Source organism: Variovorax paradoxus EPS, from assembly GCF_000184745.1.
Lineage (GTDB): Bacteria > Pseudomonadota > Gammaproteobacteria > Burkholderiales > Burkholderiaceae_C > Variovorax > Variovorax paradoxus_C.
The window spans coordinates 1,503,094-1,527,482 of the sequence record NC_014931.1; the positions used below are offsets into that span (position 1 = coordinate 1,503,094).

Annotated in this window: 21 protein-coding genes; 7 read left to right on the forward strand and 14 right to left on the reverse strand. The window is 65.6% G+C overall.

The window, feature by feature from the left end:
- Window positions 1-3 precede the first annotated feature (3 nt).
- From VARPA_RS06740 to VARPA_RS31320, 4 genes are read left to right on the forward strand one after another with little or no spacing between them, the layout of a single operon-like run.
- A complete protein-coding gene (locus VARPA_RS06740; RefSeq protein WP_013539810.1) occupies window positions 4-1,617 on the forward strand; it encodes a gamma-glutamyltransferase family protein in 1,614 nt (537 codons plus the stop codon).
- 21 nt (window positions 1,618-1,638) lie between these two features.
- Entirely contained in the window at window positions 1,639-2,604 is a 966-nt protein-coding gene (locus VARPA_RS06745) for a DMT family transporter (RefSeq protein WP_013539811.1), read from the forward strand.
- 11 nt (window positions 2,605-2,615) lie between these two features.
- Window positions 2,616-3,410 (forward strand): SDR family oxidoreductase, encoded by a 795-nt coding sequence (locus VARPA_RS06750; protein WP_013539812.1) that lies wholly within the window; start codon window positions 2,616-2,618, stop codon window positions 3,408-3,410.
- Window positions 3,411-3,439: 29 nt separating this feature from the next.
- Window positions 3,440-5,233 (forward strand): DUF5672 family protein, encoded by a 1,794-nt coding sequence (locus VARPA_RS31320; RefSeq protein WP_013539813.1) that lies wholly within the window; start codon window positions 3,440-3,442, stop codon window positions 5,231-5,233.
- A 30-nt stretch (window positions 5,234-5,263) separates the two neighbouring features.
- Here VARPA_RS31320 and VARPA_RS06760 read toward each other — a convergent pair whose 3' ends face one another.
- The 5 genes from VARPA_RS06760 to VARPA_RS06780 are packed head-to-tail and all read right to left on the reverse strand — an operon-like array spanning window position 5,264 to window position 9,948.
- Window positions 5,264-6,073, reverse strand: a complete 810-nt coding sequence (locus VARPA_RS06760) for a glycosyltransferase family 2 protein (protein WP_013539814.1) — start codon at window positions 6,071-6,073, stop codon at window positions 5,264-5,266.
- A 28-nt stretch (window positions 6,074-6,101) separates the two neighbouring features.
- Entirely contained in the window at window positions 6,102-7,343 is a 1,242-nt protein-coding gene (locus VARPA_RS06765; protein WP_013539815.1) for a class I SAM-dependent methyltransferase, read from the reverse strand.
- Window positions 7,340-8,353 carry an NAD-dependent epimerase/dehydratase family protein gene (locus VARPA_RS06770; RefSeq protein ID WP_080559359.1) on the reverse strand — a complete coding sequence of 338 codons (1,014 nt, stop codon included), beginning with the start codon at window positions 8,351-8,353 and terminating at the stop codon, window positions 7,340-7,342. The genes VARPA_RS06765 and VARPA_RS06770 overlap by 4 nt, the downstream gene beginning before the upstream one ends.
- Window positions 8,354-8,368: 15 nt before the next feature.
- Window positions 8,369-9,022: a class I SAM-dependent methyltransferase gene (locus VARPA_RS06775; RefSeq protein ID WP_013539817.1), complete on the reverse strand. Its 654-nt coding sequence runs from the start codon at window positions 9,020-9,022 to the stop codon at window positions 8,369-8,371.
- A gap of 17 nt (window positions 9,023-9,039) precedes the next feature.
- Entirely contained in the window at window positions 9,040-9,948 is a 909-nt protein-coding gene (locus VARPA_RS06780) for a DMT family transporter (protein WP_013539818.1), read from the reverse strand.
- A gap of 107 nt (window positions 9,949-10,055) precedes the next feature.
- Between VARPA_RS06780 and VARPA_RS06785 the strand changes: the two genes are divergently transcribed.
- The 3 genes from VARPA_RS06785 (at window position 10,056) to VARPA_RS06795 (ending at window position 12,753) form a co-directional block, all read left to right on the forward strand.
- Window positions 10,056-11,042, forward strand: coding sequence for a quinone oxidoreductase family protein (locus tag VARPA_RS06785; protein ID WP_013539819.1), 987 nt, complete (start codon window positions 10,056-10,058; stop codon window positions 11,040-11,042).
- 131 nt (window positions 11,043-11,173) lie between these two features.
- Window positions 11,174-11,572, forward strand: a complete 399-nt coding sequence (locus tag VARPA_RS06790; RefSeq protein WP_013539820.1) for a response regulator — start codon at window positions 11,174-11,176, stop codon at window positions 11,570-11,572.
- Window positions 11,573-11,754: 182 nt separating this feature from the next.
- Window positions 11,755-12,753, forward strand: a complete 999-nt coding sequence (locus VARPA_RS06795) for a bile acid:sodium symporter family protein (protein ID WP_013539821.1) — start codon at window positions 11,755-11,757, stop codon at window positions 12,751-12,753.
- A gap of 665 nt (window positions 12,754-13,418) precedes the next feature.
- Here VARPA_RS06795 and VARPA_RS06800 read toward each other — a convergent pair.
- The 9 genes from VARPA_RS06800 to ileS all read right to left on the reverse strand — a co-directional run bounded on the left by VARPA_RS06800 (window position 13,419) and on the right by ileS (window position 24,288).
- Window positions 13,419-15,077: a Na/Pi cotransporter family protein gene (locus VARPA_RS06800; protein ID WP_013539822.1), complete on the reverse strand. Its 1,659-nt coding sequence runs from the start codon at window positions 15,075-15,077 to the stop codon at window positions 13,419-13,421.
- 63 nt (window positions 15,078-15,140) lie between these two features.
- On the reverse strand, window positions 15,141-15,998 hold the full coding sequence (locus tag VARPA_RS06805) for a phosphodiesterase (RefSeq protein ID WP_013539823.1): 858 nt from the start codon (window positions 15,996-15,998) through the stop codon (window positions 15,141-15,143).
- Entirely contained in the window at window positions 15,995-17,056 is a 1,062-nt protein-coding gene (locus VARPA_RS06810) for an ABC transporter ATP-binding protein (RefSeq protein ID WP_013539824.1), read from the reverse strand. Before VARPA_RS06810 ends, VARPA_RS06805 begins: the two co-directional genes overlap by 4 nt.
- Window positions 17,046-17,846, reverse strand: coding sequence for an ABC transporter permease (locus VARPA_RS06815; protein WP_013539825.1), 801 nt, complete (start codon window positions 17,844-17,846; stop codon window positions 17,046-17,048). Before VARPA_RS06815 ends, VARPA_RS06810 begins: the two co-directional genes overlap by 11 nt.
- Before the next feature lie 12 nt (window positions 17,847-17,858).
- A complete protein-coding gene (locus VARPA_RS06820; RefSeq protein ID WP_013539826.1) occupies window positions 17,859-18,680 on the reverse strand; it encodes an ABC transporter permease in 822 nt (273 codons plus the stop codon).
- A 12-nt stretch (window positions 18,681-18,692) separates the two neighbouring features.
- Window positions 18,693-19,706 (reverse strand): ABC transporter substrate-binding protein, encoded by a 1,014-nt coding sequence (locus VARPA_RS06825; RefSeq protein ID WP_013539827.1) that lies wholly within the window; start codon window positions 19,704-19,706, stop codon window positions 18,693-18,695.
- A 43-nt stretch (window positions 19,707-19,749) separates the two neighbouring features.
- A complete protein-coding gene (locus tag VARPA_RS06830) occupies window positions 19,750-20,760 on the reverse strand; it encodes a LacI family DNA-binding transcriptional regulator (protein WP_013539828.1) in 1,011 nt (336 codons plus the stop codon).
- A 160-nt stretch (window positions 20,761-20,920) separates the two neighbouring features.
- Window positions 20,921-21,439 (reverse strand): signal peptidase II, encoded by a 519-nt coding sequence (gene lspA, locus VARPA_RS06835; protein WP_013539829.1) that lies wholly within the window; start codon window positions 21,437-21,439, stop codon window positions 20,921-20,923.
- The gene (gene ileS, locus VARPA_RS06840; protein WP_013539830.1) at window positions 21,439-24,288 is read right to left on the reverse strand and encodes an isoleucine--tRNA ligase; all 2,850 of its coding nucleotides are present in this window, start codon (window positions 24,286-24,288) and stop codon (window positions 21,439-21,441) included. The genes lspA and ileS overlap by 1 nt, the downstream gene beginning before the upstream one ends.
- Window positions 24,289-24,389: the final 101 nt, after the last annotated feature.

Sequence of the window (24,389 nt, forward strand, 5' to 3'; positions counted from 1 at the left end):
GAAATGAACTTCGATTTCAACAATCCTTACCTCTCCACCCGCATCCCGATCTTCGCGCGCAACGTGGTGTCGACCTCGCACCCGCTCGCCTCGCAAGCGGGCCTGCGCATCCTTCAACAGGGTGGCAATGCCGTCGATGCGGCCATCGCCACGGCGGCCGTGATGACGCTGGTCGAGCCGGTGAGCAACGGCCTCGGCAGCGATGCTTTCTGCATCCTGTGGGACGGCAAGGAGCTGCATGGCCTGAACGCCTCCGGCCCCGCGCCCAAGGCCTGGACGCCCGAGTACTTCAAGGCGAAGTACGGCGCCGACGCCGCCACGCCGCCGATGCGCGGCATCGACTCGGTCACCGTGCCGGGCGCGGTGCGCGGCTGGGTCGCGATGAGCGATCGCTTCGGCAAGCTGCCGTTCGCCGACCTGCTGGCACCGGCCATCGACATCGCGGAGCGCGGCTATCTCGTGCCGCCGGTGGTGCAGGGCAAGTGGGCCGCGGCCGCGCCGCTTCTGGGCTCGCAACCCGGCTTTGCGCAGACCTTCCTGCCCTGGGGCCGCGCGCCCGAAATCGGCGAACTGTTCCGCTTCGTCGCAGCGGCGCGTGCGCTCAAGGCCATCGCCCGCACCAAGGGCGAGGCCTACTACAACGGCGAGATCGCCGAAGCGCTCGCGAAGTTTGCGAAGGAGCAGGGCGGCTCGCTCACCGTGGCCGACCTCGCGGCCTACCAGCCCGAGTGGGTCGAACCGATCTCGCGCGAGTACCGCGGCCACACGCTGCACGAGATTCCGCCGAACGGCCAGGGCATCGCGGCGCTGATCGCGCTCGGCATCCTCGAGAAATTCGACATCGCTTCGCTGCCGGTCGATTCGGTCGAATCGCAGCACCTGCAGATCGAGGCGATGAAGCTCGCCTTTGCAGACGTGTACCACTACGTGTCGGAGCGCAAGACGATGACGGTGACGACCGAGCAACTGCTCGACGACGCCTACCTGGCCTCGCAGGCGCGCCTCATCGACCGAAAGAAGGCACAGGACTTCAAGGCCGGCAACCCGGTCAAGGGCGGCACCATCTACCTCACCGCGGCGGACGAGAGCGGCATGATGGTGAGCTTCATCCAGAGCAACTACATGGGCTTCGGCTCGGGCTGCGTGGAGCCCGAGTTCGGCATCAGCCTGCAGAACCGCGGCCACGGTTTCAGCCTGAAGGCCGAGAGCCCGAACGTGGTGGCACCGGGCAAGCGGCCGTTCCACACGATCATTCCGGCCTTCCTCACCAAGGACGGCCAGCCGGTCATGAGCTTCGGCGTGATGGGCGGCAACATGCAGCCGCAGGGCCACATGCAGACGCTGGTGCGCATGCTCGACTACGGGCAGAACCCGCAGGCGGCCTGCGATGCGCCGCGCTGGCGCTTCAACGCGGGCCTGGAGATCAACGTCGAGGCCGCGATGAACCCGAACACCGTGCAAGGCCTGCGCGACCTCGGGCATCACCTGGACGTGATCAACGACTCGTACCAGGACTTCGGTGCCGGCCAGTTCATCTGGCGCGCGGGCGAGCCGTCGGTCGAAGGCTACGTGGCCGCGAGCGACCCGCGCCGCGACGGCGTGGCGGCAGGGTTTTAACGAGCGCGCGATGATCGGGGGATGACCAAGACCGCCGCGCAGACCGGCATCCCCCCTTCTTCTCATGCCGGCGCCAAGAGCATTGCGCCCGGCCTCATCCTCGCCTCGCTGGGCGCGATCGCGTTCAGCGGCAAAGCGATCATCGTCAAGCTGGCCTACCGCTACGGCGTCGACGCGATCACGCTCATCATGCTGCGCATGCTCTTCGCGCTGCCGCTGTTCGCGGTGATGGCTTGGTGGGCGGGGCGCGGCAAGCCGGCGCTCACCTTTCGCGATTGGCTGGGCGTCGTCGGCCTGGGCTTCTCGGGCTACTACCTCGCAAGCTTTCTCGACTTTGCCGGACTCGCCTACATCTCGGCCAGCTTCGAGCGGCTGATCCTGTATCTCAACCCCACGCTGGTGCTGCTGTTCGGCTGGATCCTGTATCGGCGCCGCGCCACGCGTCCGCAGGTGCTGGGCATGGTCGTGAGCTATGCGGGTGTGCTGCTGGTGTTCGGGCACGAGCTCTGGACCGGTGGCGGCGGCAAGGGCGGAGGCGCCGCGGCCTGGGGCGCATTCCTCGTGTTCCTGAGCGCGGTGAGCTATGCGGGCTACCTCGTCTACAGCGGCGAATTCGTCAAGCGGCTCGGCTCGCTCAGGCTCGTGGGCCTGGCCACCACGGTGGCCTGCCTGCTGTGCATCCTGCAGTTCGTGCTGACGCGGCCGATCAGCGTGGCAATGCAGCTGGCGCCCGAAGTCATCTGGCTCTCGGTGCTCAATGCCACGGTGTGCACGGCGGTGCCTGTCCTGATGGTCATGATGGCCATCGAGCGCATCGGCCCCGCGGTGGCAGCGCAAACCGGCATGATCGGGCCCCTGTCGACCATCCTCATGGGGGTGGTCATACTCGATGAGCCGTTCACCGCGTGGATCGCGGCCGGCACGGTGCTCGTCATTGCGGGCATCTTCGTTTTCACACGCAAGGGGCGCGAAGCCCCTGCACGTTAGGAGCAACAAACATGGATCTGGGCATTGCAGGCAAGACCGCGCTGGTGTGCGGCGCGAGCAAGGGACTGGGCTTCGGCTGCGCCGAGGCGCTGGTGCGCGAAGGCGTCAACGTGGTGATCGTGGCGCGCGGCGCCGAGGCGCTGGAAGCGGCTGCGAAGAAGCTCACAGAGGCGGCGGGCGCATCGGGCAGCCCCTTCGTCAAGCATGTGGCGGCCGACATCACCACCGAAGCCGGCCGCGCCGCCGTGTTCGCGCTGGGCCATGACTTCGACATCGTCGTCACCAACGCCGGCGGCCCGCCGCCCGGCGACTTCCGCAATTGGGACCGCGAGGCGTGGATCAAGGCGGTCGACGCGAACATGCTCACGCCCATCGAGCTCATCAAGGCCACGGTGGACGGCATGGCCAAGCGCGGGTTCGGCCGGATCGTGAACATCACGTCGAGCTCGGTGAAGTCGCCTATCGACATCCTCGGCCTCTCGAACGGCGCGCGCAGCGGCCTCACCGGCTTCGTGGCCGGCGTGGCGCGCACGGCCGTCGCGGCGCAGGGCGTGACCATCAACAACCTCTTGCCCGGCTCCTTCGAGACCGACCGCCTCAAGGGCACGATGGCCGGCACGGCGCAGAAGACCGGCCAGGACTTCGACACCGTGTGGGAAGCCCGCAAGAAGAACATCCCCGCGAAGCGCTTCGGCACGCCAGCGGAGTTCGGCGCCATCTGCGCGTTTCTCTGCAGCCAGCAGGCCGGTTACATGACGGGCCAGAACGTGCTGGCGGACGGCGGCGCCTACCCCGGCACCTACTGAGCAAGCTCACGAGCGAGGGGAGGCGCATCGTGAGCAACAACAACAACAACAGCAGCAACAGCAGCAATAGGTCTTTCGAAAAGATCACGCTGGTGTCGGTCACCGGCCTGCCCGACGCGCGCGGCGCGGCGATGGCGCTGAAGCACAGCCAGGCACAGATGCCCGGCGCCCGCGCCCTGCTGTGCAGCCCGCAGGCGCCCAATGATCTGCCAGCGGGCATCGCGCATGTGCCGATCGCACCGCTGAACTACCACGAGTACGGCTGGTTCATGATGTTCGCGCTCTGGCGCGTGGTGCAGACCGAATTCGCGTTGGTGGTGCAGGAAGACGGCTGGGTCGTCAACGCAAACAACTGGCGTGACGAGTTCCTGGACTTCGACTACATCGGCGCACCGATCCATCTTGCGAAGATCGATACGCCCGAAGGCACGTACTGGCGCAACCGCTTCGAGTGGGCCGATGAACTGCAGAAGCCCGGCCACGTCGTCACGCCGATCCAGAACGGCGGCTTCAGCCTGCGCAGCCGGCGCTTCATGCGCGCGCTGGTCGACCACCCGCACATCCGCGTCGAGATTCCGCCGCCCGATGCGGTGCAAGGCGATCCGCTGAAGATGCACTGGCAGCACAACGCGCTGCTCGAAGACGTGCAACTGAGCGGCGTGCTGCGCCCCGCGCTCGAAGCCGTTGGCATGCGCTTCGCCCCACTGGAGCTGGCGCGCAGTTTTTCCATCGAGCATGCGGGGCCGCAGCTGCACCACGGCTACAACGCGATGCTGCTGTTCGGGCACCACGCGAAGGTGCGGCAACTGGCGAGCTTGTCGCCGCTCACGCTGCGTTCGCTGATTCCGCTGTCGCAGCTCGATGCCTGGTATGGCGAGCGCGACATCCTGCAGATGTTCGAGCGCAATGGTTACCGCATCGAATTCGCGCCTGAACCGGTGGCGCCGAATGCCGCGCCGCGCAGGGTGTATGACTGCATCACCTACAACGGCGAGGCCGACATCCTCGCGGCTCGGCTGCATGAGCTGTCGGAGGTGGTCGACTGCTTCGTCATCGTCGAAGCCGACCGCACCTTCAGCGGCGAGCCGAAGGCCTTGCGCTTCGATGCCGCCGACCCACGCATCGCATCGTTCCTGCCGCGTATCCGCTACATCGCGGTGCACGACATGCCGGTCGTCGACGAAGCCGCGGACGCCGTGCCCGTGGTCGGCGACTGGCTCTCCGACACGCCGACCTCCGGCTTCTGGATTCGCGAGAAATTCCAGCGCAACCAGATCGTGCGAGGGCTGCACGACGCGGCGCCCGACGACCTGATCCTGATTTCCGATGCAGACGAGATTCCGCGCGCGTCGGTGGTGCAGGCGATGCGCGACGAACGGCGGCACGCGATCTTCGGGTTGTGCCTGGCGTTCTATTACTTCTATGCCAATTACCGCAATGTCGAAGGGCCGGAGGCATCGTCGGTCTGGACTGTCGCGGCGACGCGCGCGCAACTGGATGTGCTCACGCCCGATCAGTTGCGCATGCGGGTGCGCACTGGGGCCCAGCCCGCGCTGATCCTCGAGGAGGCCGGTTGGCATCTCTCGTACCTCGCAATGGATGAGGCTGCGGTGCGGGCGAAGATACGTGGCTTTGCGCACCAGGAATACAACGCGCCGGGGTTCCTTGCGGCCATCGATATTCCGGCGCTTCTGGCTTCGGGCAAGGACTTGTATGACCGTCCGGGCTACGCGTGGCGACTGGTCGGGCGTGACGAGGCACCTGCATGGCTGGCAGCACAGGAAGAGCTACGGCACCTCTTCGCTGCACGGCCGGTCTCCTGAGCAGGTCAGCGGCTGGTTTCCGGGGCCTACTCAGTAGCGGCAGCAAAGGTCGAGGGCGGGCCCGGCATATGAATGCCCCCGGAGATCGACGGCGCCGGCGCTGATCCTGGCGTGGTCCTGATCGAGCTCTGCGCTCTTTCTGAAATGCTGGCCGCCCCATTGGTTGATGAGGTATTCCGGCAGGATTTTTCCGGCGATCTGCATCTTGCGCTGCCTCATCTGGTCGTTCCAGGGGGCGTAGCCATAGTGGAAGACCATCAGGTCGAAGAGCCGGGTGGCGGCGTCCGGGTGGTAGGAGTGATGCCGTCCCGGCTGGTACATGCCCACTTGCAGCCGGTGATAGAAGCGGTTGCGCTGCGGTGCATGGCTCATCGCCAGCGCCGCGCGCTCCGCGGGATCGACGATCGCGTTGTCGTCGATGCCGAAGTGCTGTTGCAGCGGAAGGGGTTTGTCGGGATCTGGCTGCGACCCCTGGTTCGGATCGACCATCAGCATGCCCGACGCCCCGCATCCCTTCTTGCCGGAGTCGAGCAGAAATCGCTCGACCTCCGCCAGCGGCGAGGAACTCATCAGGAACTCGGTCACGTTGAGGGCGATCTTCCAGCCGGGCAATTCGTTTTCATAGTTCATGACCTCGAGGTCGGTCAGGAAGGCATCGAAGTGGGTCAGCCGGCTGCGGACCACGCGCCACTCGGGAGCCAGGGTGCGGCAGATCTCGACCGAGTTGTCCGTTGATCCGTGGTCTATCAGCACACCATGATCGAACAGCGAGAGGTGATGCCTGAGCCACCAGGGCAGCATGTATTCCTCATTGAAGAAGTGGCAGATGACGGTGCGCATGGCGGGGTTTTCTTCCTGCAGACTGGTCTCAAAGAATGCCAGCTTTGGGGAAATAGGCGTAGAAGCTCGATCCCTCGGGGACGCCCAATGCTTCGAGCTTCTGCGCGAGTTCGTGACGGAAATTCCAGGCCGATAGAACGAACAGCGCCGGCTTGTCCAAGCGCCGGCAGGTCTCCAGCGGTTCGATGAGCGTGCCGCAGCCCGGTGCGTGCAGGCCGATCTTCAGCGGATTCTCATCGAGGAATCGTGTGGGCCGGATGCCGGCTGCATTGATCAGCGTCATGGCCTTGGCGGCGGCGCCGACGAAGACAATCTCGAATCCGCGGACCTCGTGTTGCCGGACTGCTTCGGCCACGTCTTTCAGCGTTTGTGTCGCGCGGGCGGCAAACCTTTCGTAGATGTCCCATTGGTAGAGGTTCACCCGCTCCTCATACGCAGCCAAGCCTTCGTCGATCGCGAAATCCCCCGTCGAGAAAGCCGCACGCACCGACGGCGGTGCGGATGCCTCGTTCGCATGCTGCAGGACATAGACCGGGCTGTCGCCATGGATCTTCACCATGAATGCGTCCACCAGCTTCAGGCCTGCGCGCGCTGCCAGCCGGCTCATCGAGCGGGTGTTGAAGAACGAAAGATGCTCGTGATAGATGGTGTCGAACTCGCCGTTCTCGAACATGCGCGCCTGCGAAGGCTGTACCAGCACCACCCCGCCGGGACTGAGCTTGAGCGCGCACTCCTGCAAGAACTCGAAGGGCGCATCCACATGCGCGACGACGTTCATGCACACGATCGCGTCGAAGGTTCCAGTCAACTGCGCGCTCGCCTCGGGCCAGTAGGCGCAAGTGATCGGAAGGCCCGCCTTCTGCGCCGCGTCGACGATGTTGGCCGCGGGATCGACGCCGATGCAGTCAAGCCCCGCAGCTTGCATTTCGCGGATAAGGCTGCCGTCGTTGGCCGCGATCTCGAGCACGCGGCCTCCGGCCGGAACGACGCCCGCCAGCGACTGCGCGAACCAGGCAAAGAAGCGGTTCAACGTGGCAGACGTTCCACTGACGTAGGCGTAGCGATCGAAGATGTTCCGGCGGTCTACGCAATAGGTCAGTTGTGCATGCCAGCACTGGGTGCACAGGTTCAAGCCCAGCGGGAACGGAGGCACCTGTTCTGCGGCGGTGCGCGTATAGCTGTTGGCTGGCGGCTGATTGCCCAGGTCGAGAACCGGCCGCAGCCGAGCGGCATCGCAGCAGAGGCACCGGGCCATGGCGTGGTCGGTCATGAGATGCCCCTGGCTGTTCGATATTCATCGATGAATTGCCGGCAGTGCTCGCCGATGCCGATGGTTGCGAGAGGATGCCCGCACAGCGTCTTCATCTGGGTGGTGTCGAGCAGGAAGGAGTAGGTCTCCGATTCGCCTTCGTCGCTTACCTCGGCTTGCCATGTTGCGGCGACTGCGTGCGCCAGTTCTCCCAATGTGAAAGACAGGCTGCCTGCGTTGCAAATGCCCGGCTTGCATTCGGTCGTGAGCAGTTTCTCGATCAGCACCCAGAGGTCCGAGAGAAAAAGAATGGTGCGGCGCGCGCCGCTGTTCTTCAGGTGCACGCGTCCGGTGCGCATGGCCGAGAGATTCATGGCATTGAAGACGAGTTCCTCGCGCAAGTTAGGGCTGTAGCCCGCGAGCGTTCCCATCCGCAAGGCATGGAAATTCTCGAGAAAGTTCTGCGCCAGATAGTCGAATGCGAACTTCGACATGTCGTAGGCGTTCTGCGTCGGAATGTGGGCGGTCGAACTCTCTGATGCCGGGGCGAAATCGCGCTCCTTGGTCGAGTAGAGGCTACCGGTGGAGGCGTAGATCAGTTTGGTCGACGGATGGAGCTTCTTCGCAAAGACAAAGAGATTCAGGCAGTTGTTCGACACGGCCCCGTCAGGGTCTTCGATGGCTTGCTTGACGCTGGAGTGACCACCGAACCAGAGCACGGCGCAGAATTGCTGCAGGAAGTCGGCCGGCAGGACGGCATAGTCGCTGCGGATGACCTCGATGCCCAGCGGATTGCCACGCGCAAGAAGGTCGCACACCGTGACTTCGAAGCCGCCCGACAGCAGACGCGAATGAAGAAAACTTCCGATGTAGCCGCAACCTCCGATCAACAGCAGGCGCCTGGCATCGGGAAGAGAAGGGGCACCTGGCGTGAGCATCGGAATTCCATTCGCCGGAATGCATCCGGTAGTTGAAGGTCTGCCGGGGATGGTAATTGGTTGGAGCCAGCCATCGGCCGGGCACCCGCGCATCGGATGGTGCGCCGGTCAATCCGAAGTTTTTTGTACGTACAGCTGGTACAGGGGCGCTCGCAGGATCTGGAGCTTGCGGAAATAGCAATTGACGAAAGCGTCGATCGCCGGCTTCGGGCAGCGCAGCGGATCTTTTCCGCCCGCGAGTTCTTCGGCCCAGAGGTAGTCGTCGAACACGATCACTCCGCCATTGCGCAGCAGCCGGAAGGCCAGAACGGCGTCAGCCAATACATCCGGCGCCTGGTGCGAGCCGTCGATGTAGATGAAATCGAAATGGCCGGATGCACCTTGTGCAAGCAATCGGGCCAGGCCGAGATCCGAAGGCCCCTTGTGCACGACCAGATTCACCGGATGCGCTGCACGACGGATCGACAGGGCGGTGTTGTGATGAAAGCGCATCTCGACTTGCGTCATCGAGATGCCACCGTCCTGTTGATGCTCCAGGCCGCCCTCCCAGGTGTCGAGGCAGTGCAGCTCGATCGGAAACTGGTGCGCCAGCTTGTCGATGAGGTAGCAGGCGCTGGCTCCTTCATAGGAGCCGATCTCGAGCATTCTCTGCGGTTGGATCTGCGGTACCAGCTCTTCCCAGACACCTTTGACCACGCCGAACCAGTCGTTGGTGAATTGAAAGGCTTCGGTGATCGGGGTCGATTCGGCGGGAATGGGCATGCACAGACTTTAGCGACTCAGCGCCGCGACGCCACCACGATCCCACTCACGATCAACACGAACGCCACCCCGTGGTACCAGTGCGGCGCCTCGCGGAGAAACGCCGCCGACAGCACCGCCGCAAATAGCGGCGTGAGGTTCATGAAGATGCTCGCCGCCTGTGGCCCCGCGCGCTGCACGCCGGTGCCCCAGCAGCGATAGGCGACCACCGCGGGGCCGATGCCGATGAACGCCATCGCGGCGACCAGTGGCCAGCCCAGGTCGATGTGGGCGTCGGTCAGCGTCCATTCGCCGGCGGCCAGCGCGCCCGACCAGGCGAGGCCGAACACCAGTTGCGCCATCAGGAAGGCCGCCCAGTCCTGCCGCACCTGCTTCGGCTCGTGCGTGCGCGCCAGCAGCCAGCTGTAGAAAGCCCAGGCGATGGTGCCCAGGATCATGTAGAGGTCGCCCGGCACCAGCCGCAGCGCAATCAGCTGGCGCCATTCGCCGCGGCTCAGCACCAGCAGCACGCCGAGCATCGAGAGCAGCGCGCCGGCGATCTCGCGCGTGCTGATGCGGGCGCCGAAGAACAGCATGCCGACAGCGAGCATCCAGAGCGGCAGGCTCGAGCCCACCAGCGTGACGTTGATCGGCGTGGACGTCTGCAGCGCGAGGTACTGGAACGCGTTGTACAGGCCGATGCCCAGCAGCCCGAGCACCGCGTAGCGCTTCCAGTGCGCCCAGAGCGGGCTGCCGCTGCGCAGCACCGAGGCCGCGAGCGGCAGCAGCAGAACGAATGCGATCACCCAGCGCACGAAGTTCAGCGTGAGCGGCGACACCAGCTCGCGCACCAGCCGGCCGACGACGGCATTGCCGGCCCACAGCAGCGGCGGCACGGTGAGAAGAAGAACGGTAAGGGAAGTGAGGCGCGGCTGCGATGTCGACATGGCCGCCGACTCTACCGGCTCTGCTCGGGCATCGCCCCGCGGCTTCGCCAAAGGCCCAAACGTGGCACGATGCGCGTCTTCTTTTTCTGCGCGTGGAGACTGCAACGATGTTGAGCAAAGCTGTCCGTATCGACCGCCATGGCGGCCCCGAAGAACTGAAGATCGTCGACGTGGAAGTCGGCGACCCCGGCCCCGGCGAGATCCGCATCCGCCACAAGGCCGTGGGCCTGAATTTCATCGACACCTACCAGCGCAGCGGTCTCTATCCGTTCCAGATGCCGCTGCAGCTGGGCATGGAAGCCTCGGGCGTGGTCGAGGCGGTGGGCGAGGGCGTCGTGCACCTGAAGGCAGGCGACCGCGCCGCCTATGCGAGCCAGCCGCCCGGCGCTTACTGCGAGGCGCGCGTGATGCCGGCCAAGAACGTCTGCAAGCTGCCCGATGCCATCTCCTTCGAGACCGGCGCGGCCATGATGCTCAAGGGCCTGACCACGCAGTACCTGCTCAAGAAGACGCTGCCCGCCGAAGGCCTGCAGGCCGGCGACTTCATCCTGTTCCACGCGGCGGCCGGCGGTGTCGGCCTCATCGCCTGCCAGTGGGCCAAGGCGCTGGGTCTGCAATTGATCGGCACCGCCGGCAGCGACGCCAAGTGCAAGCTGGCGCTCGACCACGGCGCGGCGCACGCCATCAACTACAGCACCGAGAACTTCGCGGCGCGCGTGAAGGAGATCACCGGCGGCAAGGGTGTGAAGGTGGTGTACGACTCGGTGGGCAAGGACACCTACGAGGGTTCCATCGACTGCCTGCGCCCCTTCGGCCTGCTCGCGATCTTCGGCAACGGCTCCGGCCCGGTGCCGCCGATCAGCCTGGGCACGCTGGCCTCCAAGGGCTCGCTCTACGTGACGCGGCCCACGCTGTTCACCCACATCGCCACGCGCGAGGCCACGCAGGCGATGGCCGACGACCTGTTTGCGGTGGTGGCGAGCGGCGCGGTGAAGATCCCGATCGACCAGCGCTATGCCCTGGCCGACGTGCAGCAGGCGCACCGCGACTTGGAAGCGCGCAAGACCACGGGCTGCACGATCCTCACGCTCTGAGGCGAAGCGGGGCGGAGCAGGGGCAGGACAGGCTCAGCCAGTCCTGTCCTACCCGCGGTGGGGTGTCATGCCTTCGACTTGTGGCGGGCGCAATTTGTAGGCTGTGTCCCAAGCAAGGAGACAAGCCGGTCATGAACATTCGCACCTTCATCGTCGAAGACAACCCCACCATCCGCGAGAGCCTCGTGGGCACGCTGCGCGAGGTGGCGCGCGTCGATCCGGTCGGCGAGGCCGAGACGGAGGCCGAGGGTTCGCGCTGGCTCACGCGCAACCTGGCGCTGTGGGACCTGGCCATCGTCGACCTGTTCCTGAAGGACGGCACCGGTTTCCGGGTGCTCGAAGCCTGCCGCCAGCGCCACCCGGCGCAAAAGATCGTGGTGCTCAGCAACTACGCCACGCCCGAGATCCGGCGCAAGTGCGCGCACCTGGGCGCCGACGCCGTGTTCGACAAGGCCACCGAAATCGACGACCTGATCGACTACTGCCAGCGCCGCCGTCAGGAGCGGTTCAGCTCTCAGGCAGCACACTGAGGTCGGGCATTCGGCGGGTGGCCTGCAAGCGATGCGGGTCTTCGCGAAAATCACCCCTTCAGGCGCGAGGAGCACGCGCCGGGCTCCGCAAATTGGCGACGAGATTCATGCGCGGAAATCACTCATTTTTCTGCTGCTGAATCAGCCGCACGGGTCGCGTCCGTGGGGCGTTCCTTCCCGTCATGTCCCGCTCCCGTTTTCTTCCCGACAACTTCACCTTTGCGCTTCTCTCGGTCGTCACCTTGGCCAGCCTGCTGCCCGCGAGCGGCGATGTGGCGCATCTGTTCGAGCGGCTGACGACCGTCGCCATCGGCCTCCTGTTCTTCCTGCACGGCGCCAAGCTCTCGCGCGAGGCGATCATGAACGGCATCACGCACTGGCGGCTGCACCTGCTGGTGTTCTGCAGCACCTTCGTGCTGTTTCCGCTGCTGGGGCTGGCGCTCAAGCCGCTGCTCCTGCCGCTGATGACGCCGGAGCTCTACACCGGGGTGCTGTATCTCTGCGTGTTGCCCGCGACGGTGCAGTCGGCGATTGCGTTCACGGCGATGGCGCGGGGGAACCTGCCTGCCGCGATCTGCAGTGCGTCGGCGTCCACCTTGCTGGGGGTGTTCATCACGCCTTTGCTGGTCAATCTCGTGGTGCTGCCGAATGGGGGACATGCGAGTTCTTCGCTGGGGTCGATCGGGCGCATCCTGCTGCAGTTGATGGTGCCTTTTCTCGTCGGGCATCTCTTGCGCCCCTGGATCGGCAAATGGATTCAGCGTCGGGCTTCGGTGCTGAAGTTCGTGGACCAGGGGTCGATCCTCCTTGTCGTCTATACCGCCTTCAGTGCGGCGGTGATCGAGGGGCTTTGGCGGCAGGTGCCTGCGCATGCGCTCGTCGGGTTGCTCGTGGCCTGTGCGGTGGTGCTCGGGCTTGCATTGGGCTTGACGACGCTGATGGCGCGGAAGCTGGGGTTTGATCTGGAGGACGAGATCACCATCGTCTTTTGTGGGTCCAAGAAGAGCCTGGCGAGTGGGATTCCTATGGCGAAGGTGCTGTTTCCTTCGCATGCTGTGGGGGCGATCGTGCTGCCTTTGATGTTGTTTCATCAGATGCAGTTGATGGTTTGTGCTGTGTTGGCTCAGAGGTATGCGCGGCGGGGGCTTGTTGAGCGTTCTGTCTTGAAGACGGCGGAGTAGGTTTTATTTTCCGAGGCCGGGTCTCGCCCCGGCGGGCGAGCTACTTTCTTTTGCTTCGCCAAAAGAAAGTAGCCAAAGAAAAGGCGACCCCGCTGTCTGCGACCCCTGCGCTTCGCTACGGGGCAACCTGCGGTGCTCGCGTTTCGCGGGGTCTCGCCGAACTCGCTTCGCTCAGACAGCGGCGAGCCCTGATCCGCGAAACGCTGCGCTCCTCGGCGCAGCCAGAGGGGAGGGAGAGCCGAACGGGCCATTGCTTTGCTCGGCTTGCAATCGGGCCTTCGCTTCGCTCGGCCTTGTTTCGGTCGGGCCGCTGTTTCGTTTGGCGACCGGACTTGCTCCCTCTCCCCAAGGGGAGAGGGAGGAACTCGAGCCGAGCGAAGCGAAGGCTCGTGAATGTTCAGTGCCGAGCGCAGCGATGGCGCGTTCGAAAGCCCTTCTGTATGCGCCGAGGAGCGGAGCGTTTCGCGGATCAGGGCTCGCCCTTGTTTGAGCGAAGCGAGTTTGGGCGAGACCCCGCGGAACGTGAGCACCGCAGGTTGCCCGAAGCGAAGCGCAGGGACGCAGACAGCAGGGTCGCCTTTTCTTTGCTTACGTTCTTTTGGCGAAGCAAAAGAAAGTAAGTCGCCTGCCGGGGCGAGACCCGGCCTCGGAACAAAAAAAGAAACTTAGCCCTCGATCTTCCCAAGCCGAGACTCTCGTAGCCGGCTGGGCGCCAAAGCCCCAGCCGATTCCAGAATCGGATAAGCAATAGAGCAAATATGCGAATTGATCCGCTTCAAATCGCTGATCAAGTCGATATGCAGCGAACTCGTCTCGATGCTCAGCGTGGTCCGATCCGACAACCGATCCAGGTGAGTCGTCGCATAAGCCCGCTCCAGATCCCGAAACCGAGCCTTCTCTTCCAGAAGCTTCTGCGCATCCCGAACATTCCCGTTCAAGAACACGCTCATGCTTAACCGCAGGTTGGCAACCAGCCGCCCATGCAGTTCGACGATTTCAGCCATCCCGGCTTCGGAAAAGTTGCGCTGCGGTTTGATCTTCTTGTCTTCCACATCGATGATCACCCGCTCGATGATGTCGCCGATCTGCTCCATGTTGATCGTGAAGCTGATGATGTCCGTCCAGCGCCGGCTTTCCTCTTCGCCCAGCGCCTCGCGCGAGATGCGCGTCATGTAGTACTTGATCGCCGAGTACAGCTCGTCCACCGTGTCGTCCAGCTGCCGCAGCTCCTGCGACAGCCGCGTGTCGTTGTTGCGGATCACGTCGAGCACCCCGATCAGCATGGTCTCCACGATGTCGGCCTGGTGCAGCGCCTCGCGGGCGGCGTTCGAGATCGCGAGCGAGGGCGTCGAGAGCGCCGAGGGGTCCAGGTGGTGCGGGCGGCTGGTACCCGAGGCCTGCGGGGTCGGCAGCATGCGCGTGACGAGCTTCGCGATCCACTGCGTGAGGCCGATGAAGCCGACGCTGATCACGACGTTGAATGCCAGGTGGAACAGCACCACGCCGTGCGTCTGGTTCGGCAGCTCGGGCTGCACGTAGCGGATCCACAAGCCCACGAAAGGCGCGATGATCGCCACGCCCAGTGCCTTGAAGACGAGGTTGCCGACCGTCACCTGCCGCACCGACACGGCCGACTTGGCCGTGGTCAGCACCGCGAGCAAACCGCTGCCGAGGTTGGCGCCGAGCACGAGGCCGAGCGCCACATCCAGCGGCACCACGTTCGACGTGGCCATGGCCGCGACCAGCAGCACCACCGCGAGGCTCGAATAGGCCACGATGGCCAGCACCGCGCCGATGGTGATCTCCAGCAGCACGTCGCTGTTGATCGACGCGAGCAGCGCACGCACCGCGGGCGACGAGAACAGGGGTTCGGTCGCTTCCACCACCAACTGCAGCGCGAGCAGCATCAGCCCCAGCCCGATGAGCACCCGCCCCACGCGTCCCGCCACGGTGGCCGAGCGCGTGATGAACAGCACCACTCCCACGAAGATGAACATCGGCGAGAGCCATGACAGGTCCGCCGAGAACAGCACCGAAATCAGCGCCGTGCCCACGTCGGCCCCCCGCATCACCGCCAGCGCCGCGGGCAGCGTGACCAAGCCCTGCCCGACGAAGGACGAGGTCATGAGCGAGGTGGCGGTGCTCGACTGCACCAGCGCGGTCACGCCGATGCCCGAGAGAGCGGCAGTGAACCGGTTGCGCATGCTCTGCACGAGGATCTTGCGCAGGTTGGCGCCGAACACGCGCAGCACGCCGGTGCGAACCAGATGGGTGCCCCACACCAGCAGTGCCACTGCCGCGAGCAGATTCAGGAGATGCTTCATGGGTGTCGGGTTCTGTCCTTTTCGTTTTGGTTCGTTTCGACCCCATTTTCCACAAGTGGCGGTTCAGTCGATCAGCGCCCCGTTGTCATGGAACGGGAAAGGGCCTTCGAAGCGCCCGGAAGCCGCCAGATGGGTGACGAGCCGGCTACTGCGCGTGGACCATGCATGCACACGAAAACCCGGCGGTTCGAGTGTCCACGCCGAGGGCGCACCGGGCGCTAGGTCGAGGCAAACCTGGTGCGCAGGCGCCGGCGAGGTCGAGGCGAGCGTGCCGCCGAAGCGCACGTCGATGGCACGGTGCAGGTGCCCGCAGATCACGCGCTCGACATTGGGATAGCGGGCGATCAGCGTTTCGAGCGCGCCAGCGCCTTCGAGCAGGCCGATCTCGTCCATGTGGCCGATCAGCGTCGTGAAGGGCGGGTGGTGCATCGCGACCACCACCGGCTCGCCGCGGCAGGCGTCGAGCTGGGCTTCGAGCCAGCCCAGGCGCTTGTCGCACAGCGTGCCGTGGCTCGCGCCGGGCACGCAGGTATCGAGCGTCAGCAGCCGCAACGCGCCGACGCGCACGGAGTACTGGATGAAGCCCGCCGTGTCGTCGCCCGTGCCGAGGTACGCATGCCCGGGAAAGCTCTTGCGCAGCTGGTCGCGGTCATCGTGATTGCCGGGCATCAGGTAGACCGGCATGGTGAGCGGGGCGAGCAGGCGCGCCAGGTGCTCGTACTCGGCGGCGCGGCCGAAGTCGGTCAGGTCGCCGGTGATCACGACCGCATCGGGCTGCTGCGGCAGGGCGAGCACCGACTGCACCGCCTGCTGCAGATACGGCGCGGTGTCGATGCGGCCATAGGCCAGCCGGCCCGGCTCGCGGATGTGAAGGTCGGTCAACTGGACCAGAAAAGTGTCTTGCATCGTTGTTGTGCTCATGCCGTGGGCTCCTGCGACGTCATCAGGCGATCGGGATGGACGCGAAGGCCGACCGGATCGCCCGGACCGAAGGGGTTGTCGCGCTCCACGTCGGCCACCAGCAGCGGTTGGTCGTGCACGCGCAGTTGAAGCTGCACGCGGTCGCCGAGGAAGGTGCGGCGCTCGACGGTGGCAATGCCCCAGTCGGGCCGGGGCGCGCTCACTTCGACGTCTTCGGGCCGCACCAGCAGCGTCGCATGGTCCTGCCAGGCGGGCGGGCAAGGCAGCGTGCCTCCACCGAGTCGGACAACGCCCTGCGCGATGGCCTCTGGCGCGCGTTCGAGCCGGTTCACCCGGCCGAGGAACTCCGCGACGAAGGGATGCGCGGGCGCGCGGTAGAGGTCCTCGCCACGGCCAATCTGCACGATGCGGCCGGCGCGCATCACGGCGAGGCGGTCGGCGATGGCGAGCGCCTCCTGCTGGTCGTGCGTCACGTGGATGGCGGTGATGTGCAGGCGGCGCAGCAGCTCGGCGAGCTCGTCGCGCAGCGACTCCTTGAGCTTGGCGTCGAGTGCGGCCAGCGGCTCGTCGAGCAGCAGCACGCGGGGGCGAACGGCGACCGCACGGGCAAGGGCCACACGCTGGCGCTGGCCGCCGGAGAGTTCGGCGGGGCGCTTGTTCTCCAGCCCGCCGAGGCGCACGAGGTCGACCAGTTCGCCGACCGCGCGTTTCTCTTCAGCGGGCGACACGCCGCGGATGCGGAGGCCATAGCCGATGTTGGCCGCCACCGTCATCTGCGGAAAAAGCGCGTAGCTCTGGAACACCATGCCCACGCCGCGATGCTCGACGGGACGCTCGGTCACGTCTTGGTCGCCGAAGACGATGCGGCTGCCCGCATCGGGCGCCTCCAGCCCCGCGATCAGCCGCAGCAGCGTGGTCTTGCCGCAGCCCGAGGGGCCGAGCAGCGCGAGCACCTCGCCGGCCTCCACATGCAGGTTGGTGGGTTGCAGGCCGCGCGTGCCGTCGGCATAGGTCTTCGCGCAGTTCGCGATGTCGATGGGGATGCGTTCAAGTTCCATGGCGTTTCTGCATCAGGTTGGCAAGGTACTGCAGGCCCCACAGCACCGGGAGGATCACTGCGAAGAAGACCAGCGTGTAGGCCGATCCGATCTCGATGCGCATCGAGGCGTAGCTGTCGGCCAGGCCCACTGGCAGCGTGCGGGTGAGCGGCGTGTGCAGCATCCAGGTAAGGTTGAATTCGCCCACCGAGAGCGTGAAGACCATCAGGCTGCCGGCCACGATGGCGGGGAACACCGCGGGCACGAGGATGCCCATGAAGCGCTGGCGGAAGTTCGCGCCCAGCGAGCGAGCGGCTTCCTCGAGCGCGAGCAGGTCGTCGCGCTGGAAGGCCGAGCTCACGGTGCGCACCATGAAGGGCAGCGTGAAGACGATGTGGCCCACGAGGATGAAGGCGAAGCTTGTGCGAAACGCGGTGAGCTGGCCGTAGGCGAGGATCAGCGCGAGCGCCGTCGCGAGGCCGGGCACGGCGACGGGCAGCGTCAGCAGTTCCTCGAAGATGCGCGCGGCCCGCGAGCGACTGCGCGCGAGTGCATAGGCGCAAGGCACGCCCAGCAGCACGGTGCAGATCACGCAGGCGACGGCCAGCCCGATAGACCAGCCGACGGTGCCGCCGTAGTTCTCCCACACCTCGCCGAGCCAGCGCAGCGTGAGGCCGCTTTTCAGGCCAGCGCTGTAGTTGTTGACCAGCCCCGCCATCACCGACAGCAGCATCGGCGCGATCATGAAGAGGCTCACCAGCACGGTGATGGCGAGCAGGAAGGGCGCCTTGGGTTGCGATGTCGTGCGCATTCCGATTCCCTTTCAGCGCGCCACGGGGTTGGCCCCAAAGCGACGCGCGACGAACAGCACCAGCCAGGTCACGAGGCCCAGCGAAATCGACAGCGACGCGGCGAGCGCAAAGTTGGCGTAGTTGGTGAACTCGTTGTAGATGGTGATCGGGATCACCTCGAACTTGCTGGCCAGCGTGAAGGCCGTGCCGAAGGCGCCCATCGACGTCGCGAACAGGATCGCGCCGCAGGCCAGCGTGGTGGGCGCGAGCTCGGGCATCCACACGTCGCGCGCCACGCGAAGGCGCGAGGCGCCGAGCGAGCGCGCGGCTTCCTCGAGCTGCACGTTCATTGCCTCGGCCGCCGCCGCGTAGGTCGCGATGGCGCGCGGCAGCGAGAAATACAGGTACGCGAGAAAGAGGCCGAGCAGGCCGTAGGCGAAGGTGATGCGTTCGCCGATCAGGCTGTCGCTCACGTCGGCCACGAGGCCTTGCCGGCCGCCCAGCAGGATCACGAAGAAGCCGATGATCACGCCCGGAAACGACAGCGGCAGCGTGAGCAGCGACAGCAGCACGCGCTTGCCGACGAAGGCATGGCGCGCGAGATAGATACCCACCGCGGCGCCGAGCACCAGCGTCGCCAGCGTCACCGCCACCGACAGCACGACGGTGTTGACCATGCTCTGCAGGTAGCGCGAGTCGGTCAGCACCGCGAAGTAGGTGGCCCAGCCTTTGTCGGCCGGCAGGGCGAGCAGGCGCACAACCGGCAGCAGCCAGAAGGCGGTGAAGAAGGCGGCTGCGGGGGCCACGCAGGCGAGCAGCCGCCAGCGTGGGTTCCAGGCGTTGGCGGACTTCATTTCAAGGGCGGCTCAGCGCACCTCTTTGAGGTACAGGTCGGAGAACGCGCGCTGCGCTTCGGCCATGCGGCCGTAGTCCACGCTCTTGGCACGCGCGTATTCGCTCGCGGGCAGGAACTGCGCCTCGATCTCCTTGGGCATCGCGCTCGCGCGCACCGGGCGCAGGTACGCCTTGGCCCAGATCGCCTGGCCTTCGTCGGACAACGTGAAGTCGAGCACCTTCTTCGCGTCGGCCGCATGCGGCGCCTTGGCGACCAGGCTCATCACGTAGGGCACGACCAGCGTGCCTTCGCTCGGGATGACGAAGGCGACGTTGGCCTTGTCCTTGTACTTGGCACGGTAGGCGTTGAAGTCGTAGTCCAGCAGGATCGCGATTTCGCCCGACAGCACGCGTGCGTACGAGGTCTGCTTCGGCACGATCGGCTCGTTCTTCTGCAGCGCCTTGAAGTAATCGATGCCCGGCGTGAAGTTGTCCAGCGTGCCGCCGCGCGCCTGGTTGACCGCCACCGCACCCACGTAGCCGACGAAGGCCGAGGCGGGGTCGAGGTAGCCGATGAGGCCCTTGTATTCGGGCTTGAGCAGGTCGGCCCACGACTTGGGAACGGGCTTGCCCTTGAGCGCATCGACGTTGACCATGAAGCCGAGGGTGCCCGAATGGATGGTGAACCAGTTGCCGGCCGGGTCCTTGAGGCCGTCGGGGATGTCTTTCCACGCCGCCGGCTTGTAGGGCTCGACCACGCCGTCCTTCGCGGCTTGCACGGCGAAGGTCACGCCCAGGTAGGTGACGTCGGCCACGGGGCTTGCCTTCTCGGCGACCAGTTGCGCGAGCGACTGGCCCGAGTTCTTGTTGTCGGCCGGCACGGTGACGCCCGTCTTGGCCTTGATGGCCTTGAGCTGCGTGCCCCAGTCGGCCCATTCGGTCGGGCAGTTGTAGCAAATGGCGGTCTGGGCCATGACGCTGCCTGCGGCAACGAAGGTGGCGGCGATCAGCCCGAGGCGGGCGATGCGGGAGATACGGAGGGACATGAAGAAGCTCCTTGGAAGGGACGAGGTGGGTGTAGCGGGGAGATCAATCGACGGCAACGTCGCACGCGGATGCGCACGACTCGCCGTCGCGGAAGGTGTGGGGCAGCAGCAGGCTCGCGTCGGCCTGCAGCGTGGTGCCGCCGGCCATCGACTGGATCAGCAGCTCAACGCTGTGGCGGCCGATGTCGCTGTTGGGCTGGGCGATGGTGGTGAGGGCCGGCGTCAGGTCTTCGCCGAGCGCGATGCCGTCGAAGCCGATCACGCTGAGGTCGTCGGGCACCGAGAGACCGCCCAGGTGCGCGGCGCGGATGCTTCGGATGGCGAGCAGGTCGTTCGAGCAGACAAGCGCGGTGGGCCGGTTGTCGGCCTGCAGCACGCTGGCGAGCGCATCGACGGCGCTTTCGACAAAAGGCACTTCGATCAGCGAAGGGGCCTTGAGCCCCGCATCGGACATGCCTTTCTGGTAGCCGCGGTAACGCTGCTGCGCGCGATCCGACGCAGCGAGCGTGCCGCTGACCATCGCGATGCGGCGATGGCCGAGCAGCACGAGGCGCGCGACCGCATCGGCCACGGCGGCTTCGCTGTCGACGGTGACGCAGGGGTGGTCCGCATGCCGGTTGTACGCGAGCACATAAGGCGTGCCGGTCGCGCGCAGCCGGGCGAGCGCCTTCGAGGTGGATGGGTTGGAGACCACGAGGATCAACCCATCGACATTGCCGGCGAGCAGCAGTTGCACAGCCCGCTCTTCTTCGTCGAGCCGATAGCCCGTGGTGACAGGAAGGATCGCGTAGCCACCGGCGAGCGCCGCGCGCGCGATGCCCTGCAGGCATTCGGCGAACGTGGGATTCAGCAGCGTGGGCAGCACCACGCCCAGCGTGCGGCTGCGCTGGGTGCGCAGGGTGCGCGCGCTCGCGTTGGGCACGTAGTGCAGTTCGCGCGCCACGCGCTCCACCAGCTCGCGCGTGGCGGGCGTGACCTTGTCGGGGAAATTGAAGGCCCGCGACACAGTGGCTACGGAGACCTTGGCTTTGGCGGCTACGGCTTGGATGCTCATCGTGCGGTATTCATGTAATCGATTACATTGAACCGCGGCAGTATGACTTCGTCATGACATCGATTGAAGCGGGGAGAAACCCTCGCCGTCTCGGCGAAGGGGCGAGCCGGCCCCAAAGAAAAAAGGCCCGAAGGCCCTTGAGTAACTTGCGTGACTGGCTCTACTTGCCTCGGCGAACCCGCCGGATCTCGTCCACGATCAGGCAGATGGCACCGAGCGTGATCGCACTGTCCGCTGCATTGAACGCCGGGAAGTACCAGTTGCCCGCGTGAAAGCTCAGGAAGTCGACGACGTAGCCGTGCATCATCCGGTCGACCACGTTGCCGATAGCGCCGCCCAGGATGCAGGCCATTGCGAACGAAAAGAGCTTCTGGCCCGCGTGCGACCTCAGCATCCAGACGATGAAAATCGCCGCCGCCACGCCGATCGCCGTGAAGAACCAGCGCTGCCAGCCCGAGTGGTCGGCCAGGAACGAGAACGCGGCGCCCGTGTTGTGCGCCCGTACGACGTTGAAGAAGCTCGTCACGTAGGTCGCATCACCGAGCTTGTAGTAGCCCAGGATCAGCGTCTTGGTGAACTGGTCGATGATCACGATGATCACCGCCAGCCCGAGCCAGGGCCAGATGCCCAGGCTGCCACCGCGCGAACGCGATGCCGATGCAGAGCGTGTCGTGGCCATCAGGCAAAGCTCCGCGATTCGCCGGCGCCGAACAGGTTGCTCGTGCAGCGGCCGCAGATCGTCGGGTGCGCCGCATCGTGGCCCACGTCCTCGCGGTAGTGCCAGCAGCGTTCGCACTTCTGCGCGGTGCTCGGCGCGACGGTGGTGGCGAGCGTCTCGCCCGCCGCCAGCGCGATGGCCGAGGTGATGAAGACGAACTTCAGGTCGTCGCCCAGCGTGCCGAGGAGCGCGAAGTCGTCGGCCGGTGCGCTCAACTGCAGGTTGGCCTGCAGCGATGAGCCGACCTTGCCTTCGGCACGCACGGCTTCGATGTCCTTGTTCACCACGTCGCGGATCTCGCGGATGCGGCTCCACTTGGCGAGCAGTGCTTCGTCGGGTGCGTCGAACTTGCAGTACGTCTCGGCGAAGATCGATTCGCCCGGCTTGCCGGTGCTCACGAACTTCCACGCCTCTTCGGCCGTGAAGCTCAGGAACGGCGCCATCCAGCGCAGCATCGCTTGCGAGATGTGCCAGAGCGCCGTCTGCGCGCTGCGGCGCGCGAGCGAGCCCGGCGCGCTCGTGTAGAGACGGTCCTTCAGGATATCGAGGTAGAAGCCGCCCAGGTCTTCCGAGCAGTAGATCTGCAGCTTGGACACCACCGGGTGGAACTCGTACACCTTGTAGTGCGCAAGGATCTCGGCCTGGAACTGCGAAGCGCGCGCGAGCGCGTAGCGGTCGATCTCGAACAACTGGTCGAGCGGCACCGCATCCTTGGCGATGTCGAAGTCGCTGGTGTTAGCCATCAGGAAGCGCAGCGTGTTGCGGATGCGGCGGTACGAATCGACCACGCGCGCGAGGATCTTGTCGTCGCCCGCGATGTCGCCCGAGTAGTCGCTCGCAGCCACCCAGAGGCGGATGATTTCCGCGCCCAGCTTGCTGCTGATTTCCTGCGGGTCGATGCCGTTCTTGAGCGACTTGCTCATCTTGATGCCCTTGGCATCGACCGTGAAACCGTGCGTGAGCAGGCCGCGGTAGGGCGCGCGGTCTTCCAGCGCGCAGGCGATCAGCAGCGACGAATGGAACCATCCGCGATGCTGGTCATGGCCTTCGAGGTACAGGTCGGCCTCGGGGCCCGTCTCGTGATGCACCGTGGGGTGCGTGCCGCGCAGCACGTGATAGAAGGTCGAGCCCGAGTCGAACCACACCTCCAGGATGTCGGTGCTCTTGGTGTAGCTCGGCGCGTCTTCGGCGCCCAGGATTTCCTCGGTCGTCACGCGGCTCCAGGCCTCGATGCCGCCCTTCTCGACGATGTCGGCGGCCTGGTCGAGGATTTCCATGGTGCGCGGATGCAGCTCGCCCGAATCCTTGTGCAGGAAGAACGGGATCGGCACGCCCCAGCTGCGCTGGCGGCTGATGCACCAGTCGGGCCGACCGGCGATCATGTCGTGCAGTCGCGCCTTGCCGTTCTCTGGGTAGAAGCTGGTTTGCTCGATGGCATCGAGCGCTGTCTGGCGCAGCGTCTTGGGCGCCTTGTCCTTGGTGAACACGCCTTCGCCCTCGTCCATGCGCACGAACCACTGCGCGGCCGCGCGGTAGATCACCGGCGTCTTGTGGCGCCAGCAGTGCGGGTAGCTGTGGGTGATGGTCTCGGTGGTCAGCAGGCGGTTGGCGTCGCGCAGCGCGGCGATGATCACCGGCACGGCTTTCCAGATGTTCTGGCCGCCGAAGAGCGGGAAGTCGGGCGCGTAGCTGCCGTTGCCCTGCACCGGGTTCAGGATGTCGTCGTACGCCACGCCGTGCGCGATGCAGGAGTTGAAGTCATCCACGCCGTAGGCGGGCGAGGAGTGCACGAGACCGGTGCCGTCGGTGGCTGTAGCGTAGTCAGCCAGGTACACGGGCGACAGGCGCTTGTAGCCAGCGTCCACGTCGTACAGCGGATGCTCGAATTCGAGCCCGCCAAGCGCCTCGCCCTTCACCGTGGCCAGCACCTTGCCGTCGAGCGCGTAACGCGTCATGCACATCTCGACCAGCGAGTTGGCCAGGATCAGCAGGCCGCGCTCGGTGTCGACCAGCGAGTACTCGATCTCGGGGTTGAGATTGATCGCCTGGTTGGCGGGGATGGTCCACGCGGTGGTGGTCCAGATCACCGCGAAGATGTCGCCGAGGATCGTGTGGTCTGTGCCGAAAGCCTTGAGCACCTTCTCGCGCTCGTGCGCCTTGAAGGCGACGTCGATGGTCTGGCTCTTCTTGTCAGCGTATTCGATTTCGAATTCAGCGAGCGACGAGCCGCAGTCGAAGCACCAGTACACGGGCTTCAGGCCCCGGTAGACGAAGCCGCGCTCGATCACGCGCTTGAACGCGCGCAGCTCGCCGGCTTCGTTGGCGAAATCCATGGTCTTGTAGGGATGGTCCCATTCGCCCAACACGCCCAGGCGCTGGAAGTCGAGCATCTGCTGGGCGATTTGCTCGGTGGCGTAGGCGCGGCTCTTGGCCTGCATCTCGTCGCGGCTCAGGTTGCGGCCGAACTGCTTTTCGATGGCGTTCTCGATCGGCAGGCCGTGGCAGTCCCAGCCGGGCACGTAGAGCGCGTCGAAGCCTTCGAGCTGGCGCGCCTTGGTGATCATGTCCTTCAGGATCTTGTTCACCGCGTGGCCCATGTGGATCTGGCCGTTGGCGTACGGGGGGCCGTCGTGCAGGATGAATTTGGGCGCGCCGTGGCGGGCGTCGCGCAGGCGGTGGTAGCGGCCTTCGTCGTTCCATTCCTTCACCCAGCCCGGCTCGCGCTTGGGCAGGTCGCCGCGCATCGGGAAGGGGGTGTCGGGCAGGTTCAGCGTGGAACGGTAATCGGTGGGGGAAGCAGCGTCAGACATGTTGGGGGTGCGAAACAGAGGGGCTTCGACAGGCTCAGCCCGAACTGCATTGAGCGGTCGGTGCGGAAGATATAGCCGTTCGCCCTGAGCTTGTCGAAGGG

Bases quoted from the DNA above. Each gene is read 5' to 3' on its own strand.
- VARPA_RS06740 (WP_013539810.1), top strand. From the start codon at position 4: ATGAACTTCGATTTCAACAATCCTTACCTCTCCACCCGCATCCCGATC.
- VARPA_RS06745 (WP_013539811.1), top strand. From the start codon at position 1,639: ATGACCAAGACCGCCGCGCAGACCGGCATCCCCCCTTCTTCTCATGCC.
- VARPA_RS06750 (WP_013539812.1), top strand. From the start codon at position 2,616: ATGGATCTGGGCATTGCAGGCAAGACCGCGCTGGTGTGCGGCGCGAGC.
- VARPA_RS06760 (WP_013539814.1), bottom strand. From the start codon at position 6,073: ATGCGCACCGTCATCTGCCACTTCTTCAATGAGGAATACATGCTGCCC.
- VARPA_RS06765 (WP_013539815.1), bottom strand. From the start codon at position 7,343: ATGACCGACCACGCCATGGCCCGGTGCCTCTGCTGCGATGCCGCTCGG.
- VARPA_RS06770 (WP_080559359.1), bottom strand. From the start codon at position 8,353: ATGCGCGGGTGCCCGGCCGATGGCTGGCTCCAACCAATTACCATCCCC.
- VARPA_RS06775 (WP_013539817.1), bottom strand. From the start codon at position 9,022: ATGCCCATTCCCGCCGAATCGACCCCGATCACCGAAGCCTTTCAATTC.
- VARPA_RS06780 (WP_013539818.1), bottom strand. From the start codon at position 9,948: ATGTCGACATCGCAGCCGCGCCTCACTTCCCTTACCGTTCTTCTTCTC.
- VARPA_RS06785 (WP_013539819.1), top strand. From the start codon at position 10,056: ATGTTGAGCAAAGCTGTCCGTATCGACCGCCATGGCGGCCCCGAAGAA.
- VARPA_RS06790 (WP_013539820.1), top strand. From the start codon at position 11,174: ATGAACATTCGCACCTTCATCGTCGAAGACAACCCCACCATCCGCGAG.
- VARPA_RS06795 (WP_013539821.1), top strand. From the start codon at position 11,755: ATGTCCCGCTCCCGTTTTCTTCCCGACAACTTCACCTTTGCGCTTCTC.
- VARPA_RS06800 (WP_013539822.1), bottom strand. From the start codon at position 15,077: ATGAAGCATCTCCTGAATCTGCTCGCGGCAGTGGCACTGCTGGTGTGG.
- VARPA_RS06805 (WP_013539823.1), bottom strand. From the start codon at position 15,998: ATGAGCACAACAACGATGCAAGACACTTTTCTGGTCCAGTTGACCGAC.
- VARPA_RS06810 (WP_013539824.1), bottom strand. From the start codon at position 17,056: ATGGAACTTGAACGCATCCCCATCGACATCGCGAACTGCGCGAAGACC.
- VARPA_RS06815 (WP_013539825.1), bottom strand. From the start codon at position 17,846: ATGCGCACGACATCGCAACCCAAGGCGCCCTTCCTGCTCGCCATCACC.
- VARPA_RS06820 (WP_013539826.1), bottom strand. From the start codon at position 18,680: ATGAAGTCCGCCAACGCCTGGAACCCACGCTGGCGGCTGCTCGCCTGC.
- VARPA_RS06825 (WP_013539827.1), bottom strand. From the start codon at position 19,706: ATGTCCCTCCGTATCTCCCGCATCGCCCGCCTCGGGCTGATCGCCGCC.
- VARPA_RS06830 (WP_013539828.1), bottom strand. From the start codon at position 20,760: ATGAGCATCCAAGCCGTAGCCGCCAAAGCCAAGGTCTCCGTAGCCACT.
- lspA (WP_013539829.1), bottom strand. From the start codon at position 21,439: ATGGCCACGACACGCTCTGCATCGGCATCGCGTTCGCGCGGTGGCAGC.
- ileS (WP_013539830.1), bottom strand. From the start codon at position 24,288: ATGTCTGACGCTGCTTCCCCCACCGATTACCGTTCCACGCTGAACCTG.